The organism is Pseudomonas sp. GB2N2, assembly GCF_054897705.1.
The window spans coordinates 620589-639157 of the sequence record NZ_CM142701.1; the positions used below are offsets into that span (position 1 = coordinate 620589).

The following is an 18569-nucleotide window of genomic DNA, read 5'->3' on the forward strand; positions in this document are numbered from 1 at the left end:
TCAAATAGATATAAGGGGACTTAGAGTGAACAAGTCGGAACTGATTGATGCTATCGCTGCATCCGCTGATATCCCGAAAGCTGCTGCTGGCCGTGCGCTGGACGCTGTAATCGAATCCGTCACTGGCGCTCTCAAGGCTGGCGACTCTGTTGTTCTGGTTGGTTTCGGTACGTTCTCCGTGACTGATCGTCCAGCTCGCATTGGTCGTAACCCACAGACCGGTAAGACGCTGGAAATTGCAGCCGCTAAAAAACCAGGTTTCAAAGCCGGTAAAGCGCTGAAAGAAGCTGTTAACTAAGTTCGATTCAGGTTTTTGCCTATCCGGGTCGGGTCAAGCCTGACCTGGCAGCGGAGCGGTAGTCCAGTCGGCAGCTTGCCGGTCCGAGACGCCGAGGGTCGCAAGTTCGACCCCTCGGTCCGCTCCGCCAGTTACGAGAAGGCGCATCCCCGGATGCGCCTTTCTTCTATCCGGATTCTACCCACGCTCCACGGTTGCCTAATTTTGAAGTTCAACCGTTTCTGGGGGACGCATGCTGCAGAATATCAGGGACAATTCACAAGGCTGGATTGCCAAGACCATTATCGGGGTCATCGTTGCACTGATGGCTTTGACCGGTTTCGACGCCATCTTCAAGGCCACGACGCACAGCAATGATGCGGCCAAGGTCAACGGCGAAGAAATCAGCCAGAACGAGCTGAGCCAGGCGGTTGATATGCAACGCCGTCAGCTCATGCAACAGCTGGGCAAGGATTTCGATGCTTCCTTGCTCGACGAAAAAATGCTCCGCGAATCGGCCCTCAAAGGCCTGATCGACCGCAAACTGTTGCTGCAAGGCGCAGAAAAATCGAAATTCGCTTTCTCCGAAGCGGCGTTGGACCAGGTGATCCTGCAAACCCCTGAATTCCAGGTAGACGGCAAGTTCAGCTCCGAGCGTTTCGATCAGGTAATTCGTCAACTCGGCTACAGCCGCATGCAATTCCGCCAGATGCTGGCCCAGGAAATGCTGATTGGTCAGCTGCGCGCTGGCCTGGCTGGCAGCGGCTTCGTCACTGACGCACAGGTTCTGAGCTTTGCCCGTCTGGAAAAACAGACCCGCGATCTCGCTACCTTGAACGTCAAGGCCGACCCCGCCGCGGTGAAGCTGACCGATGATGAGGTCAAGGCCTACTACGACGAACACGCCAAGGAATTCATGACGCCGGATCAGGTGATCATTGATTACCTCGAGTTGAAGAAGTCCTCCTTCTTCGATCAGGTTGCGGTCAAGGACGAAGACCTGCAAGCGGCGTATCAGAAAGAAATCGCCAACCTGTCCGAACAACGTCGGGCGGCGCACATTCTGATCGAAGTGAACGATAAGGTGACCGAGGCGCAGGCCAAGGCCAAGATTGAAGACGTTCAGGCCCGCCTGGCCAAAGGCGAGAAGTTCGAGGCCCTGGCCAAGGAATTCTCCCAGGACCCGGGTTCGGCAAACAATGGCGGTGACCTCGGCTACGCAGGTCCGGGTGTCTACGATCCAGCGTTCGAAACCGCGTTGTATGCGCTGACCAAGGATCAGGTGTCGGCACCGGTTCGCACAGATTTCGGTTTCCACCTGATCAAGCTGTTGGGTGTTGAAGCGCCGGAGGTCCCGACCTTGGCCAGCCTGAAAGACAAGCTGACCAAAGAGCTGAAAACCCAGCAGGTCGAGCAGCGTTTCGTTGAGGCAACCAAGCAACTGGAAGACTCGTCGTTCGAAGCTTCCGATCTGGTTCAACCGGCGCAGGACCTGAAACTGACCGTTCACACCTCCAAGCCGTTCGGTCGTGAAGGGGGCGAAGGCATTACCGCCAACCGTGCCGTGCTGACTGCCGCGTTCAGTCCTGAAGTGCTGGATGAGGGTGCCAACAGCACCGCGATCGAACTCGATCCGGAAACCGTGGTTGTGCTGCGCGCCAAGGAACACTTGAAGCCTGCGCAATTGCCGCTGGAAAGCGTGTCTGCGGCCATCCGCGGTCAGTTGGCCAAGGAGCACGCGAGTGCTGCCGCCAAGACCAAGGCTGACGAGCTGATCGGCAGTCTGCGCGAGGGCAAAACCCCGCTGGACAAGGCCATTGACGGTCAGAACTGGAAAGTTACTGCTGCGGCGACTCGCGCTCAGGAAGGCATTGACCCGACTGTGCTGCAAGCGCTGTTCCGCATGCCAAAACCGGCTGGCAAAGACAAGCCGACGTTCAGCAGCGTGACCCTGGCCGACGGTAGCCTGGTGATCGTGCGTCTGAACGGCGTCAACGAAGCCGCTGCACCGACCGAAGAAGAGAAGGCTCAATACCGTCGCTTCCTCGCCTCGCGCATCGGCCAGCAAGACTTTGCGGCCTACCGCAAGCAGCTGGAAGCGGACGCAGAGATCAAGCGTTACTGATCCCTGAGTTTCGCGCAATAAAAAGAACCCCGGCCAAACAGTCGGGGTTTTTTGTGGGCGGAATCTTTGGTCTTCACCCTGGCGGGACTTTTTCCGGTAAACAGCAGTCATTACACTTGTAACTGTTTCAAGACACTAATCGGTGCGCCGCTAAGCATCGATCTGTTGCACAATACGCCCCGGACCGTTTTCCTCAGGATGTTCAATGTTTAAATCATTTCCCGTACGGGTTGTCGGGCTGGCGTTGGTGCTGGTCGCCGCGGCCGGTTGCTCGTCGAAGAAAGCCGCCATCTATGAGCATGAGAACTTCGATGACTCTGGTACGTTCTCGCGCAACTATCCGGTCACCGATGCGCAAACCTGCGAAGCCGCCCGTCGGGCGCTGCTCAGTCAGGGCTATATCATTACCAGCAGCGACCCTAAGTTGATCAGCGGTCACAAAAGCTTCCAGCAGACTGGCGAGACCCACATGGAGATCAGCTTCAGTGTGGTTTGTGCCGATGACGGTAGCGAAGGGCACCATGCCACTATGTTCGCCAACGCCTTGCAGGATCGCTATGCGCTGAAAAAGACCAACAATTCCGCCAGCCTCGGCGTGGGTGTATTGGGTTCGGTTTCGATGCCGATCGGCTCGTCCGATGACTCGATGGTCAAGGTTGCCAGCGAGACCGTCTCGTCGGCGAAGTTCTATGAGCGCTTCTTCACGCTGGTCGAGCTGTTCCTGCCGCCGGAAGCGAAAAAAGCCGCGCACATCGTCGAGAAGCCGAAAACCGACCTTGGGGTGCCAGAAGCCAAGCCCGCAGCGGCTGCACCTGCTGCATTGGCGCCAGAGCCGGCACCGGCCGCTGCACCGGCCGCGGAGCCGGTTGCGCCGCCGCCAGAGTCTGCCCCGGTCACACCGTCCGAAAACTCCGAATCACCGCCGGCGGCTGAAAACGTCACGCCACCGCCAGCGTCGGATCTGCCGCCACCGAGTGAGCCGATCAAATCGATGCAGTAGCGTGCGGCACCCCCTCCGGAGTAGGGCGCCTGCGATCAAAAACGAAACCTCGGCGGCCTCTGGGCAGACCGGGGCATAAAGCGGGCGCGCTTCGCTTGTTTGACCGTGCACATCCTCCGGCCTGACGCGATCCCCTGTAGGAGCGAGCCTGCTCGCGATGGACGTCAACGATTACGCGTGCCGCCTGAATGAACGCGTTGCCTGGACATTTTTCGCGAGCAGGCTCGCTCCTAAAGGCGACGCGTGCGACCGGAGAGTCAGGTTGGCCATCACGCCACCGTGCTCAAAGGCCGGCCTCGAAAAAATCCCCTGATAAATTCCTGACCGCCTGCTACGTTTTATTAGGCAGCGACGAAGTGTCGTGCCCGCGTCATTTTTCTTTCACTCGGGCACTTTATGCTCAAGGCGCTGGTCATTTATTCGAGAGTTTTTTATTGAGCAATGGGGGATTCAAAATGGACGATTATCAAGAAGAGCTGCTCGAGTTCCAGGCGTTTGAACTGGACCCACTGGAACCTGCCGAAGATGCTACCGAGCTGTAAGCGTCAAGCGGATTGGCGATGACTGCGGCGAAATTCGCCGGGTGTCTGACCATTCCAGCGTTTGAAAGCGCGTTGAAACGCTTCGGCTGAGGCAAAGCCCAGCAGGTAGGCGATTTCACCGAACGCCAGTTCGGTGTCGCGGATGTAGGTCATGGCCAGGTCGCGACGGGTGTCGTTGAGAATGGCGCGAAATTGCGTGCCTTCCTCGGCGAGTTTGCGGCGCAAGGTCCAGGTGGGCAGCTTCAGGCGTGCCGCCACTTCTTCCAGGTCGGGCTCCCGGCCACCATTGAGCAACGGCCCTAGCAACTGAGTGATGCGTTCACGCAGGCTGCGGGTGCGTGTCAGTTGTTCCAGTTCCCGTTCACACAGTTGCAACAGGTGCCGCCAGGTACTGGGGCAGTGCAGCGGGTTGCGCTGGGCAAGGCTGTCCAGGCTCAGGCGCAGTTGATTGTGTTCGCTGTCGAACTGCATCGTGCAATCGCCCAGCACCGCATATGTTTCACGGTAATCCGGCTCGCTGAACTCAATGTCGATGCGTTCGGCGCGCAGGGGCTCGACGCTCACTGTGGACAACTGCTGCAACCAGCCGGCAATGATCGAGTCCACCACGAAGCGGTTGTAGGCGTTGTAAGGACTGATGGAATAGAACCGCAGCCAGGCGCCTTGCGCGTCTTCGTGGAAGCTCGATTGGCCGCGATAGTTGGAACCGTACAAGGCTTCAAAGCGAATCAGGCAACGCGCCGCTTCGCGTACGGTCGGCGCTTGCGCGGCGGTGACGCCGGCGAGACCGGCCTGGCTCAGGCGGCTGAGCTGGCCCATGCGCAAACCCAGCGCCGGGTTGTCGGTCAGCTGAATCGCGGCGTGGCCGAGGCGCATATAACGTGGGATCGACAGCCGGGCGCCGGCTTCACCGAGGCGAGCCGGGTCCAGGCCATATTGGTCGAGCAGCGGCTGAGGGTCGATGCCGTGACTACGCACCGCATCGGCCAGGCTATGCACAAAGCCAACCGACAGATCACCCAGACGCATCGGTAACGGTTTCATGGCTTACAACCACAGGTTCAGCAATCGCGCGCCACGGACATTGCCACCGGCAAAATGCTGACCGTTGCTGCTGAGAAAACTTTGCCCGGCGCTGCCCTGATCCCAGAACTGGCCGCGCAGGAACACGCTCATACCGGCGATGGCCTGGCTGCTGGGCGGTTGCGCGGTCAGCGTCAGGCGATGCCAGGCCTGGCCTTCGCTGAGCTCGCCGGCCTTGAGGCTGACGGAACCGGGGGTCGACAACCCTTTGTAGCCACGCCATGGCTTGTCCCACGTACCGCGGCCGCTGACAAATGCCGGGACCGCCACCAGTTGCGCGCCCTGATCGTCGAGTTGGCGATAGTTATCCGGATACCAGCTGTCGCTGCCGATCAGCACGCCCAGGCGCCCGGCCGGGGTATCGACAACGTTAAGGGTGTGTTCGCCGTTCGCCTCGATCACATCATGCTCGGCGAAGATCGGATGCATCTGCCGCTGGGGTTGGCCAATCGGTGCGCCGTCGCGGCCGAACACCACGCTGCTGTTGTACAACGCACCGCGGCCGATTTTAAGAGCGCCGTCGCGAATGGCCGGCTCGGGCAGAACGATGGAACCGGCAACCAGCGTCACGTGGAATTCTTTTGCCAGGCCGCCGAACAGTGCCTGGTAATCCTTGGCCATGCCTTTGGCTTTCATGCGCAGATACGCATCGTCCATGCGGTTGTCGCCCTTGGCGCCGATCAGGGCGCGAACGAACTTCACCGGATTGCTCACCGCCAGCCACTTCATGGCTTCCTTGAGGGTGTTGGCCTGGTAAAGCTCGTCTTTTTCGCCGCTGACCATCAGCCAGGTGCCGATATGTTCGGGCAGCACGACGATGGTTTTGTCATTCAGCAGGCCCTGTTCCTGAGCTTTCTGCAGATAAGCCGCGAGTTTGCGGTGCAGGCGCTCGGGGCTTTGATAATCGGTGGGAAACAGTTCCGGCTGGATGCCCAGCAGGTTGCCGCGATCGGCAGGCGTGCCTTGATCGATGGCGAGATCGATCCGCAGATCCGACAGGTAATGCCCCGCCGGACGATCCGCGGCCCACATGGCGTAGGTCGTCAGGGCGGCAATCAATGCCATGGAGAAGGTCAGGTACAGAAGTTTGCGCATGGGGAGACAGTCAACAGCCGCGTGCAGAGTTTGCTGACTAGGGTAGGGCGCATGCCGGCGCTTGCCAAGGGTTGCTGCGCGTTTGAATCAATAAGTTGTCAGTTGCGGTCATTGAGCGGCCGGGCGAGTCCTCATAATCTGTTACTCATGACAGAGGGGTGCCAAAGAGCACCCACATTTTCCGTGATCGCTCGTTGTGGAGTTACCGATGACCGCCGCTCATTACCCGCACCTGTTGGCCCCGCTGGACCTGGGTTTTACCACGCTGCGCAACCGTACCCTGATGGGCTCGATGCACACCGGTCTTGAGGAGAAACCCGGCGGTTTCGAACGCATGGCAGCGTATTTCGCCGAGCGCGCCCGTGGCGGCGTCGGCCTGATGGTGACGGGCGGTATCGGCCCGAACGACGAGGGCGGCGTGTACTCCGGCGCGGCCAAGCTCACCACCGAAGAAGAAGCGCTCAAACACCAGATCGTCACCCGCGCGGTGCACGAGGCGGGGGGCAAAATCTGCATGCAGATCCTTCACGCCGGCCGTTATGCCTACAGCCCGAAACAGGTGGCGCCGAGCGCGATCCAGGCGCCAATCAACCCGTTCAAGCCCAAGGAGCTGGACGAGGAGGGCATCGAGAAGCAGATCCGCGATTTCGTCACCTGCTCGACCCTGGCGCAAACCGCCGAGTACGACGGCGTCGAGATCATGGGCTCCGAAGGGTATTTCATTAACCAGTTCCTCGCGGCCCACACCAACCACCGCACCGACCGATGGGGCGGCAGCTACGAAAACCGCATGCGCCTGCCGGTGGAAATTGTCCGCCGCGTGCGCGAAGCGGTCGGCCCGAATTTCATCATCATCTTCCGTCTGTCGATGCTCGACCTGGTGGAAGGCGGTAGCACCTGGGAAGAGATCGTGACGCTGGCCAAGGCCATCGAACAGGCCGGCGCGACGATCATCAACACCGGTATCGGCTGGCACGAAGCGCGGATTCCGACCATCGCCACCAAGGTGCCGCGCGGCGCGTTCAGCAAAGTCACGGCCAAGCTGCGCGGTTCGGTGAGCATTCCGCTGATCACCACCAACCGCATCAACACCCCGGAAGTCGCCGAGCAGATCCTCGCCGAAGGCGATGCCGACATGGTGTCGATGGCGCGGCCGTTCCTCGCCGACGCCGACTTCGTCAACAAGGCTGCCGCTGGCCGTGCCGATGAAATCAACACCTGCATCGGCTGCAATCAGGCGTGCCTCGACCACACCTTTGGCGGCAAGTTGACCAGCTGCCTGGTCAACCCGCGTGCCTGCCACGAGACCGAACTCAATTACCTGCCGGTGCAGCAAATCAAGAAAATCGCCGTGGTCGGCGCCGGTCCTGCGGGTCTGTCCGCCGCGACCGTGGCCGCCGAGCGTGGCCACCAGGTGACACTGTTCGATTCGGCCAGCGAAATCGGTGGCCAGTTCAACATCGCCAAGCGTGTGCCGGGCAAGGAAGAGTTCTCTGAAACCCTGCGTTACTTCGGCCGCAAGTTGCAAACCACTCACGTCGAGGTGTGCCTGAATACCCGCGTCGATGTGGCGAAACTGGTTGAGGGCGGTTACGACGAAATCATCCTCGCCACGGGTATTGCACCGCGTACTCCGGCGATTCCCGGTGTCGAGAACGCCAAGGTGCTGAGCTACCTGGACGTGATTCTCGAGCGCAAACCGGTGGGCAAACGCGTCGCGGTGATCGGCGCGGGCGGTATCGGTTTCGACGTGTCGGAGTTCCTCGTGCACCAAGGCGTGTCCACCAGCCTGGACCGTGAAGCGTTCTGGAAAGAGTGGGGCATCGATACCCAATTGCAGGCGCGTGGCGGCGTGGCCGGCATCAAGGCTGAACCCCATGCACCGGCGCGTGAAGTGTTCCTGCTGCAACGCAAGGCCTCCAAGGTCGGCGACGGCCTGGGCAAGACCACCGGCTGGATTCACCGCACCGGTCTGAAAAACAAGCAGGTGCAGATGCTCAACAGCGTCGAATACCTGAAGATCAATGACGAGGGCCTGCACATCCGCATCGGCGAAACCGGCGAGCCGCAAGTGTTGGCCGTGGACAACGTCGTGATTTGCGCCGGGCAGGACCCGCTGCGCGAATTGCAGGACGGGCTGGTGGCAGCGCGTCAGAACGTGCATTTGATCGGCGGCGCCGATGTGGCGGCGGAGCTGGATGCGAAGCGGGCGATCAATCAAGGGTCGCGGTTGGCTGCGCAGTTGTAATCTGCAGGTTTAGCGTGCCAGTGGCTTTCGCGGGCAAGCCTCGCTCCTACAGGGATTGCATACAAACTGTGGGAGCGGGCTTGCCCGCGAAGGCGTCCTCAAGGCTGCTAACATGCCGGCTCATTACCCCGAGCCGGCACTAATGATTTCCCCTCCCCAAGATTGGCTTCCCCAAGCCCCCCTCAACCCCCTTCGTCTTGATTGGCTAACCCGATCAAACATCGAAGTCGCCATCCTGCGCCTCGACCAGATCGACCCGCTGATCAGCGGCAACAAATGGTTCAAGCTCATCGAACACCTCAAGGCCGCCGATCTCGCCGGGGCCAAAGGCATCATCAGTCTGGGCGGTGCTCACTCCAATCATCTTCACGCTCTGGCCGCTGCCGGCAAGCGTTTTGGTTTTGCGACCGTGGGTTTGCTGCGCGGTCATCCCCAGGACACGCCGACAGTAAACGACTTGCAGGCCTTTGGCATGCCATTGCACTGGCTCGGTTATGGCGGCTACCGCGCGCGACACGAAGCGGGGTTCTGGGAACCGTGGCACACGCAGTATCCCGACCTGTTGCCGGTGCCGGAGGGCGGTGGCGGCATGCCCGGCGCGAAGGGGTGCATGCGCCTGAAATCGATGGTCAGCGCACAACTCAGCGCTTTGGGCTGGGGCGATTACGATGGCTGGTGGCTGGCCTGCGGAACGGGCACCACTTTGGCTGGCCTGGTGCTGGCGGAAGCGGGGGAGCGTCCGGTTTACGGCGCATTGGCGGTGCCGGACGACCATGGCGTGGCGCAACAGGTCGAATCGATCGTGCGCCAGGCGGCCTTGCAGAAGCCGGATTATGAGTTGTTCGACGCCAGTCGCGGCGGCTTCGGCAAAGTCGATCCCTTGTTGCTTGAGTTCATCGAACGAACCGAACAGGCCAGCGGCATTTCCCTCGAACCGCTGTATACCGGCAAAGCGCTGTTGATGCTCAAACAGCAAATCGAAGCCGGCAGACTCGCCAGCGGGACGCGCCTGATTTTCATCCACACCGGCGGCCTGCAAGGCCGCCGCGGGTTTTCGTCGTGTAACGAACCGGCGTAGGAGGGTTTCAGGTATTGCGCGTTATGCGCTTGGGCATCATCCGCAGCAGGGTGTTATCGCCCACGACATAGTGATGATAAATCCCCGCCACGGCGTGCAGCCCGATCAGCCAGTAGCCGATGGTGCCCCCCAGTTCATGCCATCCCTGAATCCTCCGGGCCAAAGCTTTGTCTTCCGACACCAGCAGCGGCAAATCGAAGCCGTAAAACATCACTTGCTGACCCTTGGCGCTGGTGACCAGCCAACCCAGAATCGGCATGGCAATCATGAAAATGTACAGCGCCCAGTGCATTAACCTGGCGAGCGTGGTTTGCCAGTGCGGGGAGGCGGGGAAAATCTTCGGTGCCGGGCCGAGGCTGCGGGCAAATAGCCTGAGCCAGACCAGCACAAATACAGTCAGCCCCAGCATGAAGTGCGTTTCGGTGATCAACGTCCGGCCGCCACTGCCTTTTGGGAAGATCCCGCGCAATTCGATGCAGGCGTAAACCAGCGCCAGCAGGACCAGCATCAACCAGTGCAGCGTGATCGATACGGTGCTGTAGCGTGAATCGGAATTTTTCCAGGGCATACGGTGTTCCTCACAGGTAAGCCACCGCTCTTGGTCGACGGTGTTCCCTAACTGTAAGCCCGATTCGTCGGGTTTGCCTGAGGCGGGTAGAAGTTCGATGCGCCGGTTCAGGAAATAGACAGCAAAAAACACCCCGATCGCTGTAAGAGCCGGCTTGCCGGCTCTTACAGGTTTGATCAACTGTTTTGCGGCATCTCGCCGTTGGCCAGGCGTTGGTTGATGTCGGCGATCACCGCTGGCAAATCGGCGATGGTGTCGATCATGTAGTGCGGGCGCGAACCCTCGAACATGGCGTGAATACGCGCGCGTTCGCTGGCCAGCTCGTCGCTGGCGAGCGCGCGATAACCTTCGTAATCCAGGCCCAGCGCGTTGCCCGAGCAGATCAACGCCACGGTCCACATGCCCGCGCGGCGACCTTCAAGAATGCCCGGTACGGTGTCGTCGATCTTCACGCAAGCGGCGACATCGTCAATGCCCAGGGCAATCACGTTGGCCAGCGCTTGAGCCGGCCACGGGCGGCCGTTAGGGACTTCGTCGGTGGCGACCACGTGATCGGCGACGTAGCCGTTGGTGGCGGCCAGCTCGACGACTTTGTCCATGACCTGTTTCGGGTAGCCGGAGCAGGAACCGATCTTGATCCCTTGCGCACGCAGCTGGGCGATGGTCTCCAGTGCACCGGGGATCAGCGCCGAATGCTCGGCAATTTTCTCGATCTGCAGCGGCATGAAGCGTTGGTAGATAGCGGTGACGTCATCGTCGGTCGGCGTGCGGCCGAACGCCTTGCGATAACGCTCGGCCACGGCCGGCTGATCGCACAGGGTGCGGATGTGGTCCCACTTGCCCATGCCCATCGGCCCGCGGGCTTCTTCGATGGACACCTGAACGTCGAATTCGGCGAAGGCTTCGACAAAAATCTGCGTGGGGGCGAACGAGCCGAAGTCGACCACGGTGCCGGCCCAGTCGAGGATCGCGGCCTGGAGTTTGGTTGGGTTTGCGTAGTTCATGGTGATCAAATTCCCGTCATTGAAAATGAATATCTGCGTAGCAGCTGTCGAGCTTGCGAGGCTGCGTCCGGCTCGACAGCTGCTACAGGGCGGTGTGGGTTAGATGTCGAGCACTTCCATTTCCCGCAGAACGTCGGCAATCGCCGCCACCGCCGCGTGCATCTCGGCCTGGTTGACGTGGCCGATGCAGCCGACTCGGAAGGTTTCGACCTGGGTCAATTTACCGGGGTAGAGGATGAAACCCTTGGCCTTGACTCGTTCGTAGAACTCCTTGAACTGGTAACGCGGATCGTTCGGCGCGTGAAAGGTGACGATGATCGGCGCCTGAATCGCAGCGGGCAGAAAGCTGCGCAAGCCAAGCTTGGCCATGTCATCAAGCAGCGTTTTGCAGTTGTCGGCGTAGCGCTGGTGCCGGGCCGGCAAGCCACCTTCTTCGTTGTATTGCAGCAGGGCTTCGTGCAGGGCCGCGACCACGTGGGTCGGCGGAGTGAAGCGCCATTGGCCAGTCTTGGCCATATAGGTGTGCTGGTCGAAAAGGTCCATCGCCAGCGAGTGCGAGTTGCCGGCGGCATTCGCCAGCGCGTCTTTGCGCGCGAAGACAAACCCCATCCCGGGCACGCCTTCCAGGCATTTGCCCGAGGCTGCGATCAGCGCGTCGAACCGCACCTGTTGCGCATCCACCGGCAGCGCGCCGAAGGAACTCATGGCATCGATGATTAGGCGTTTGCCGTGTTGCGCGATCACCTGGGCAATCTCCGGCAGCGGGTTGAGGATGCCGGTGCTGGTTTCGCAGTGAATCAGCGCAACGTGGGTGATGTCGGCATCGGCTCGCAGCAGACGGTCGACATCGGCGGCGGTGGTCGGTTCGTCTTCGGCGGTTTCGAATGTGCTGAAAGCCCGGCCGAGCACTTCGCAGATTTTCGCCAGGCGTTTGCCGTAGGCGCCATTGATCAGCACCAGGACTTTGCCGTCACGCGGCACCAGCGTGCCGATTGCCGCTTCGACCGCGAAGGTGCCGCTGCCTTGCAGGGGCACGCAGTGATGGCTGGCGCCGCCGTTGATGATCGCCAGCAGTTGTTCGCACAGGCTGGCGGTCAGTTGATTGAAGCGGTCATCCCATGAACCCCAGTCGACCATCATCGCCTGACGGGTGCGGGCCGAAGTAGTCAACGGGCCGGGGGTGAGCAGGATGGGTTCGGCAATACTCATTCTCGTGTCCTCGCAATCGATGGCATGACAGGCATGACGGGCATGACGCTACGGGGCTTAAATTGCAATTTGCGGTGCCATCAATCAAATTGTTTGTTGTTATGCCAACCATCAGTGAGGGTTATTCATGAACCTGTTCCAGCTCCGTGCCTTCGATGCGGTGGCCCGCGAGGGCAGCTTTACGCGTGCCGCCGCGCGGCTGTTCATCAGCCAGCCGGCGGTCACCGGGCACATCAAGGCGTTGGAGGAGCACTACCAGATCACCTTGTTAAGGCGCACCGCACGGAGGGTCGAGCTGACGGAGGAGGGCACCAAACTTGCGGCCATCACCCGGGCGATGTTCGGTCTGGCGGAAGAAGCGCAGGTGATGCTCGAGGCCAATCGGCAGTTGCTCACCGGTCGTCTCGAAGTGGCGGCGGATGGGCCGCACATGGTCATGCCGATGCTCGCCAGTTTGCGCGCGCGCTATCCCGGAATCACCGTGAACCTGCGCCTGGGCAATGCCCAGGAAACCCTCGCGGCGCTGTTGTCGGAACACGCCGATGTGGCCGTGCTGACCGAAGTGGAACCGCGCAAGGGTTTGCACTTGCAGGCGTTGAGCGAATCACGGATTTGCGCGCTGGTGCCTCATAGTCACCCGTGGGCACACAGGTCGAAGGATGTGCAGCTCAAGGAATTGGATCAGGTGATCATGGTGTTGCGTGAACCGGGTTCGATCACCCGGCGCACGTTTGATCAGGCCTGTGTGCAGGCGCAGATCAATCCGCGGGTGTTGCTGGAACTCGACAGTCGCGAGGCCGTCACCGAGGCCGTCGCGGCAAAGCTGGGTGTGGGGGTGGTGTCGTCGGTGGAAGTCAGCCACGACCCGCGAGTGGCGGCGGTGCCGATCATTGGCGACGGGCTGGTGAACCGGCACATGATCGGGTGCATGGAGCGGCGGCGGGAATTGCGGTTGATTCAGGCGTTTCTCGAATTGGCGCCCAACCGATAAACCGAGGTGCGGCCATCGCCGGCAAGCCGGTCTCACTCCCACATTTGACCGAGCGCTATGGAGGAACGCGTTCAATGTGGGAGTGAGCCTGCTCGCGATGGGGCCAGGATTGCTTACGCAAGACTCTCGCGAACCATCTCCAGAAACGTCGCCACCACCCGCCGCGAACTCTGCTCGCGCAAGCACACCAGCGTCTCTGTCAGGCGCCGCGTGCAATCGGTGATCGGCAACGCACACACCCGCGAATCCGCGCCGAACTCCGCCGCCGACACCACTCCCACACCAATCCCCACGACCACCGCCTCCCGCGCCGCTTCCCGGCCCTCAACCTGAATCGCCGGACGAATCCGAAACCCCGCCCGGGCCATTTCTTCTTCCAGGGTCTGACGTGTCACCGAACCGATTTCCCGCAGCACCAGCGGCGTGTCGTCGAGGTCCGCAAGGCAGATCGACTCGCGATCCGCCCACGGATGATTGCGCGAAACGAACGCCACCATCGGGTCGTTGCGCAGCGGCAGCGAGATCAGGCGTTCATCACTGACATCGCGTCCCAGCAACGCCAGGTCGGCCTGATAGTTGAACAGGCGGAACAGCGATTCATCGGTGTTACCGGTTTCGATTTTCACGCTGATGCCGGGGTAACGCTCGCAGAACCGCGCGATCTGCGGCAACACATGCACCGGCGCATCCACCGCCAGAATCAGTGTGCCGGTCTGCAAGGCCCGGGAGTCATGCAACAATTCCTGCGCTTCGGCCTCGATGACGAACAGTCGCTGAGTGATGCTCAGCAAACGATCGCCGAGATCGGTCAGGCGCACTGAGCGTTTGTTGCGGTGGAACAGCAACACGCCAAAGCGCTCTTCGAGTTTGCGCACCTGATCGGAAATTCGGGGTTGCGTGAGGAAAAGCCGCTCGGCGGCTTTGGTGAAGCTTCCGTGAACGGCCACGGCATGGAAGGCTTTGAGTTGGGCGTGGGAAACCGACATCGAAACCTCCAGTAACAAGCTGAACTTATATTGGAAATACGATAAATCGATTTCACTTATTAATCAGTAATTGTTTTTATCGGCCTCAGTCGCGGTGACTGCTCAGTCGAACAGCCCGTGACCATGAGCCTCTGCGTGCATCAGCAGGACTCATCTGACCGGTATCGCCTCAGGGAAGCAGCGATATCGCAGTGCTCAACAATAAAAAGACAGGCGTTATTTCTCAATTTCTGCCGGCACACTCACACCCTGAGGTCAGAACCACAATGAACAAGCACATCGGCACCATCAAGCGTTGGCGCGTGCAGATCTTCGCAATCACCTGGCTCGCCTACGCCGCTTTCTACTTCACCCGCAAAGCATTTTCCGTGGCCAAACTGGGGATCGCCGAAGACCCCTCGTTCATGCTCGACAAGATGGCCATGGCCAACCTCGACGCCATTTATCTAAGCGCTTACGCCATCGGGCAATTCACCTGGGGCATCCTCGCCGACCGCTTTGGCCCGCGGGTCGTGGTGCTCGGCGGCTTGCTGATTTCCGCCGTCGCGGCGCTGGTCATGGGCAGCTTTGCGACGTTACCGATTTTCGCCACCTGCATGCTGATTCAAGGCCTGGCCCAGTCCACCGGATGGTCGGGGCTGTGCAAGAACCTTGGCAGTTTTTTCCCCGCCGAACAGCGCGGGCGAGTACTCGGGTTATGGAGTTCCTGCTATGCGTTTGGCGGGCTCGTGGCGTCGCCGTTTGCCGGTTGGTGGGCGTATACGCTCATCGGCACCTGGCATGCGGCGTTCATTTCCAGTGCGGCGGTGGTTGGGCTGGTCGCCGTGCTGTTTTTTATTTTCCAACGCAACACCCCGCAAGACGTCGGCTTGCCCGCCGTGGAGCCGGAACCCGAACTGACCGCCGAAGAGGCACACGCGCAAAGCAAGATCAGCGTGCTGGAACCGCTGAAGGAAATCCTGCGCAACCGCACGGTGCTGATTCTCGGCCTCGCGTACTTCCTGCTGAAACCGGCGCGCTACGCGATTCTGCTGTGGGGGCCGGTGATCGTTTTCGAGCAGATGCCGACGGTGGGCAAGGTCGGTGCGGCGATCATTCCCACGGCGTTTGAACTGGCCGGGTTGCTCGGGCCGATTCTGCTCGGGCTGGCCTCGGACAAACTGTTCGGCGCGCGGCGCATGCCGGCCTGCGTGATCAGTCTCCTCGCGTTGACCGTCTCGCTCGCCTTGTTCATGGGCGCGTTGCACACCGGCAGTGTGACGCTGGTGGTGGCACTGCTGTTCGTCATGGGACTGACGCTGTACGGACCCGACTCGATGATCAGCGGCGCGGCCGCCATCGATTTCGGCACCGCCAAGGCCGGTGCCACGTCGGCGGGCTTCGTCAACGGTTGCGGCTCGGTCGGGGCAATTCTCGGCGGCCTGCTGCCGGGCTACTTCGACTCGGTCACCGTGTTCATTATCTTCGCCGGCTGCGCCTTGTTTTCAGCATTGGTGCTGATTCCTTACTGGAACAGCCGCCCGGCGGGCCTGCGTGCCCAAAGTGCATTCGTGCCGAACCGGCCGATCAGCGTCAAACCCCTGCGTACCTGAGGAAATACTGATGAGACCTTTCTGGCTGGAACAGGCGCTGGCGGCTGAACCCTGCGCGCCGTGCGACCCCTTGGCTAGCGAAACCCGCGCCGACGTTTGCATCGTCGGCGGTGGCTACACCGGGTTGTGGACCGCGATCAAGCTCAAGGAACAGAACCCTGAACTGGACGTAGTGTTGATCGAGGCCGACATCTGCGGGGCCGGCGCCAGCGGCCGCAACGGCGGTTGTGCACTGTCGTGGTCAGCCAAGTATTTCACCCTGGAAAGGTTGTTCGGCGTCGAAGAGGCGGTGCGGCTGGTCAAGGAATCCGAGCGCAGCATCTACGCAATCGGCACGTTCTGCGAACAGTACGGCGTGGACGCCGATTACCGCCTCGACGGCACGCTGTACACCGCGACCAACCGCGCTCAATGCGGCTCGACCGACGCGGTTATCGCCGCGCTCGAACGCAACGGCATCAACTCTTTCACCCAGCGGCCGGTGGCCGATGTGCAACGCATGGCCGGTTCGGCCAAACACCTGGAAGGCTGGTTTTCGCCCGCCGCCGCGAGTGTGCAGCCGGGCAAGCTGGTACGCGGTTTGCGCCGGGTTGCCTTGCAGCTCGGGGTGAGGATTCATGAAAACACCGCGATGACCGGACTGGAGGAAGGCAAACCGGCGGCGATTCAGACGCCCAACGGCACCGTCCGCGCGGACCGGGTGGTATTGGCAATGAACGCGTGGATGGCCCGCGCGTTCCCGCAGTTCGAGCGCAGTGTGGCGATTGTCTCCAGCGACATGCTGATCACCGAGCCACGCCCGGATCTGCTCAACGACATTGGTTTGACCAGCGGCGTCACCGTGCTCGATTCGCGGATTTTCGTGCACTACTACCACAACACGCCGGACGGCCGAATCATGCTCGGCAAGGGCGGCAACACGTTCGCCTATGGTGGGCGGATGTTGCCGGTGTTCGATCAGCCATCGCCCTATGCCGGATTGTTGCAGCACAGCCTCGGCGATTTCTTTCCGGCGTTTGCCGGGGTCAAGGTCGAGGCAACGTGGAACGGTCCGTCGGATCGCTCTGTTACCGGGTTGCCGTTCTTCGGCCAGATGAGCGTCCACGGCAATGTGTTCTACGGATTTGGTTATTCCGGCAGCGGGGTCGGGCCGTGCCACATGGGCGGGCAAATTCTCGCGTCGATGGTCCAGGGGCGCGACAATGCCTGGACCCGCTCGCCGCTGGTCAACGGCCCATTGGGCCTGTTTCCGCCGGAGCCGATTCGGTACCTCGGGTCGCTGATGGTGCGCAACGCCATTCGCCGCAAGGAGCGCGCCGAAGATCACGGGCGCCGGCCACGGCATCTGGACGTGCGCCTTGCGAAATTCGCGGCGGCGGCAGGCAAGGCCGACAAAGGCTGATCAAGGCGTGCGGTTCACCAGCCAGTCCAGTAGCAGGCGGTCGTCGCCCTTGGGACGCGGGACCGGTCGCGGCGCTGGCGGGTTGTTCGCGGCGGCGTAAAACACCGGTCGGTCCGGATCGCTGTCGAGAAAACCGATCAGCACATCGGTTCCGGCGACAGGCAGTCTGGATGGCTCGATCCGGCCCTGAGGCGTGGCGAGCACCACCGGCAGCCAGAAACCGCTGCTTTCGTCATCTGCGCTCTCCGGGGTTGGCCATAAGCGAACCTGAATCCTGCCTTGATCGTCGAGCGTGGCGGGCTCCCCGACCGGGCCCAGCACCCTGGCCGTTTGAAAACCTGGAATTCCCGGCCGGTCCTGCGTGAGTGCGGGCCGGAATACCGTTGACCAGGCAATCGCGGTGAACTGATTGCGGTAATGCCGGACGGTATGGGTTGAACTGTGCGCAAGAATCGACGGCTGCTGGCCCTGATGGCGAATCTCGGTTAACAGCCACTGATCGTTGAAGTTCGGCAGCGGATGGTCCGACACTTGTACGACGCGTGCGCAGCGCAACGCACTCTGGTTGCTCTGCCCGTGCATCTGCCCTTGGCGGCAGCGAAGTCGCTCGAGAATTCGCCGGCTGAGCCGTTCGCGGTCGAGCGGTTGCGGGGCGGGCCGCGCGGCGATGGGAGGCGAGGTGTGGCGTTGGTACAACTCGTTGATCACCGGTGCTTCTTCGGCAGCCGACGATTCGCCGGCAAAGGGCGTCGAGAGCGGCTCCTGAGGAAAACTCAGGCTGTCGTCCGCCAGCACCAGCACGTGACCGTCGCGTTGATGTTCGAAGTGATAGTGGATGCCTTCCTCTTCGCAGAGCCGTTGCAGGAACGCCAGGTCGCTCTCGTCGAACTGGATGCAAAAGGGCCGTGCGGGATAGCGCTCGTTGGGCAGTTCAAAGCGGTAGCTGGCTTCAGGCAAGCCGTTTTCTTCGAGGAGCTGGCGCAGGATGGCCGGCACATCGAGTTGATGGAATACCCGGCGCGAAGGCTGCCGGTCAAGGTTTTGCAGCCAGGGCACCAGCACCAGCCGGTAATCGATCCGGTGCGGGCCGCGATGCTCGCGACTGGCGCTGTGGATGATCCCGTGCACGCCTTCGCCCGGCGCAAGGTTGAGGAACACCGGCTGTTGCAACAGGCGATCAAAGTGAATGGCCGGTGCGAGGCCGATCACTTCGATGTCGAACCGGTAGGGCTGGTTGAGAGCTTCACGCCCGCTGAACTGCAACACCTGCAGGCTCAAATCACCGTCCAGCAGTGTCAGGGTGAAGGGACTTTCCTTGTCGTTATGCATCGAACGCGCTTCTGCCTGGGAGTACGGTCACAGAGGGTAC

General features: G+C 61.1%; 16 protein-coding genes. 9 read left to right on the top strand and 7 right to left on the bottom strand.

The window, feature by feature from the left end; genetic code table 11:
• Positions 1–25: 25 nt before the first annotated feature.
• From ACYZT4_RS02820 to ACYZT4_RS02835, 4 genes are all read left to right on the top strand, one after another.
• Complete coding sequence (locus ACYZT4_RS02820; protein WP_002552737.1) at positions 26–298, top strand: HU family DNA-binding protein; 273 nt, start codon at positions 26–28, stop codon at positions 296–298.
• A 232-nt stretch (positions 299–530) separates the two neighbouring features.
• Positions 531–2402: a SurA N-terminal domain-containing protein gene (locus ACYZT4_RS02825; protein ID WP_461985062.1), complete on the top strand. Its 1872-nt coding sequence runs from the start codon at positions 531–533 to the stop codon at positions 2400–2402.
• Between the two features lie 205 nt (positions 2403–2607).
• Positions 2608–3402 carry a DUF2242 domain-containing protein gene (locus ACYZT4_RS02830; protein WP_461985064.1) on the top strand — a complete coding sequence of 265 codons (795 nt, stop codon included), beginning with the start codon at positions 2608–2610 and terminating at the stop codon, positions 3400–3402.
• A 188-nt stretch (positions 3403–3590) separates the two neighbouring features.
• Positions 3591–3944, top strand: a complete 354-nt coding sequence (locus ACYZT4_RS02835; protein WP_461985066.1) for a hypothetical protein — start codon at positions 3591–3593, stop codon at positions 3942–3944.
• Between the two features lie 3 nt (positions 3945–3947).
• Here ACYZT4_RS02835 and ACYZT4_RS02840 read toward each other — a convergent pair whose 3' ends face one another.
• The gene (locus ACYZT4_RS02840) at positions 3948–4988 is read right to left on the bottom strand and encodes an AraC family transcriptional regulator (RefSeq protein WP_461985067.1); all 1041 of its coding nucleotides are present in this window, start codon (positions 4986–4988) and stop codon (positions 3948–3950) included.
• 3 nt (positions 4989–4991) lie between these two features.
• A complete protein-coding gene (locus tag ACYZT4_RS02845) occupies positions 4992–6122 on the bottom strand; it encodes a carbon-nitrogen hydrolase family protein (RefSeq protein WP_461985069.1) in 1131 nt (376 codons plus the stop codon).
• 208 nt (positions 6123–6330) lie between these two features.
• Between ACYZT4_RS02845 and ACYZT4_RS02850 the strand changes: the two genes are divergently transcribed.
• On the top strand, positions 6331–8370 hold the full coding sequence (locus tag ACYZT4_RS02850) for an oxidoreductase (protein WP_461985071.1): 2040 nt from the start codon (positions 6331–6333) through the stop codon (positions 8368–8370).
• Positions 8371–8512: 142 nt separating this feature from the next.
• Positions 8513–9448, top strand: coding sequence for a 1-aminocyclopropane-1-carboxylate deaminase/D-cysteine desulfhydrase (locus ACYZT4_RS02855; RefSeq protein ID WP_461985072.1), 936 nt, complete (start codon positions 8513–8515; stop codon positions 9446–9448).
• A gap of 7 nt (positions 9449–9455) precedes the next feature.
• On the opposite strand, the gene ACYZT4_RS02860 is transcribed toward ACYZT4_RS02855, so the two are convergent.
• The 3 genes from ACYZT4_RS02860 to ACYZT4_RS02870 all read right to left on the bottom strand — a co-directional run bounded on the left by ACYZT4_RS02860 (position 9456) and on the right by ACYZT4_RS02870 (position 12229).
• On the bottom strand, positions 9456–10016 hold the full coding sequence (locus ACYZT4_RS02860; RefSeq protein ID WP_461985074.1) for a cytochrome b: 561 nt from the start codon (positions 10014–10016) through the stop codon (positions 9456–9458).
• Between the two features lie 176 nt (positions 10017–10192).
• Positions 10193–11020 carry a phosphonoacetaldehyde hydrolase gene (gene phnX, locus ACYZT4_RS02865; RefSeq protein ID WP_461985076.1) on the bottom strand — a complete coding sequence of 276 codons (828 nt, stop codon included), beginning with the start codon at positions 11018–11020 and terminating at the stop codon, positions 10193–10195.
• A 99-nt stretch (positions 11021–11119) separates the two neighbouring features.
• Positions 11120–12229 carry a 2-aminoethylphosphonate--pyruvate transaminase gene (locus tag ACYZT4_RS02870; protein ID WP_461985078.1) on the bottom strand — a complete coding sequence of 370 codons (1110 nt, stop codon included), beginning with the start codon at positions 12227–12229 and terminating at the stop codon, positions 11120–11122.
• A 127-nt stretch (positions 12230–12356) separates the two neighbouring features.
• Here ACYZT4_RS02870 and ACYZT4_RS02875 point away from each other — a divergent pair, with 127 nt between their 5' ends.
• Entirely contained in the window at positions 12357–13220 is an 864-nt protein-coding gene (locus tag ACYZT4_RS02875) for a LysR substrate-binding domain-containing protein (RefSeq protein WP_461985080.1), read from the top strand.
• Positions 13221–13333: 113 nt separating this feature from the next.
• On the opposite strand, the gene ACYZT4_RS02880 is transcribed toward ACYZT4_RS02875, so the two are convergent.
• Positions 13334–14206: a LysR family transcriptional regulator gene (locus ACYZT4_RS02880; RefSeq protein ID WP_461985082.1), complete on the bottom strand. Its 873-nt coding sequence runs from the start codon at positions 14204–14206 to the stop codon at positions 13334–13336.
• Positions 14207–14472: 266 nt separating this feature from the next.
• On the opposite strand from ACYZT4_RS02880, the gene ACYZT4_RS02885 reads away from it, so the two are divergent.
• Together ACYZT4_RS02885 and ACYZT4_RS02890 are read left to right on the top strand one after the other, a co-directional pair.
• Entirely contained in the window at positions 14473–15798 is a 1326-nt protein-coding gene (locus ACYZT4_RS02885) for an MFS transporter (RefSeq protein WP_461985083.1), read from the top strand.
• Between the two features lie 4 nt (positions 15799–15802).
• Positions 15803–17200 carry an FAD-dependent oxidoreductase gene (locus ACYZT4_RS02890; RefSeq protein WP_461988531.1) on the top strand — a complete coding sequence of 466 codons (1398 nt, stop codon included), beginning with the start codon at positions 15803–15805 and terminating at the stop codon, positions 17198–17200.
• Here the strand turns inward: ACYZT4_RS02890 and ACYZT4_RS02895 are convergent, their stop codons facing one another.
• On the bottom strand, positions 17201–18529 hold the full coding sequence (locus ACYZT4_RS02895) for a type VI secretion system Vgr family protein (RefSeq protein ID WP_461985084.1): 1329 nt from the start codon (positions 18527–18529) through the stop codon (positions 17201–17203). It abuts the gene before it with no gap.
• Positions 18530–18569 lie beyond the last annotated feature (40 nt).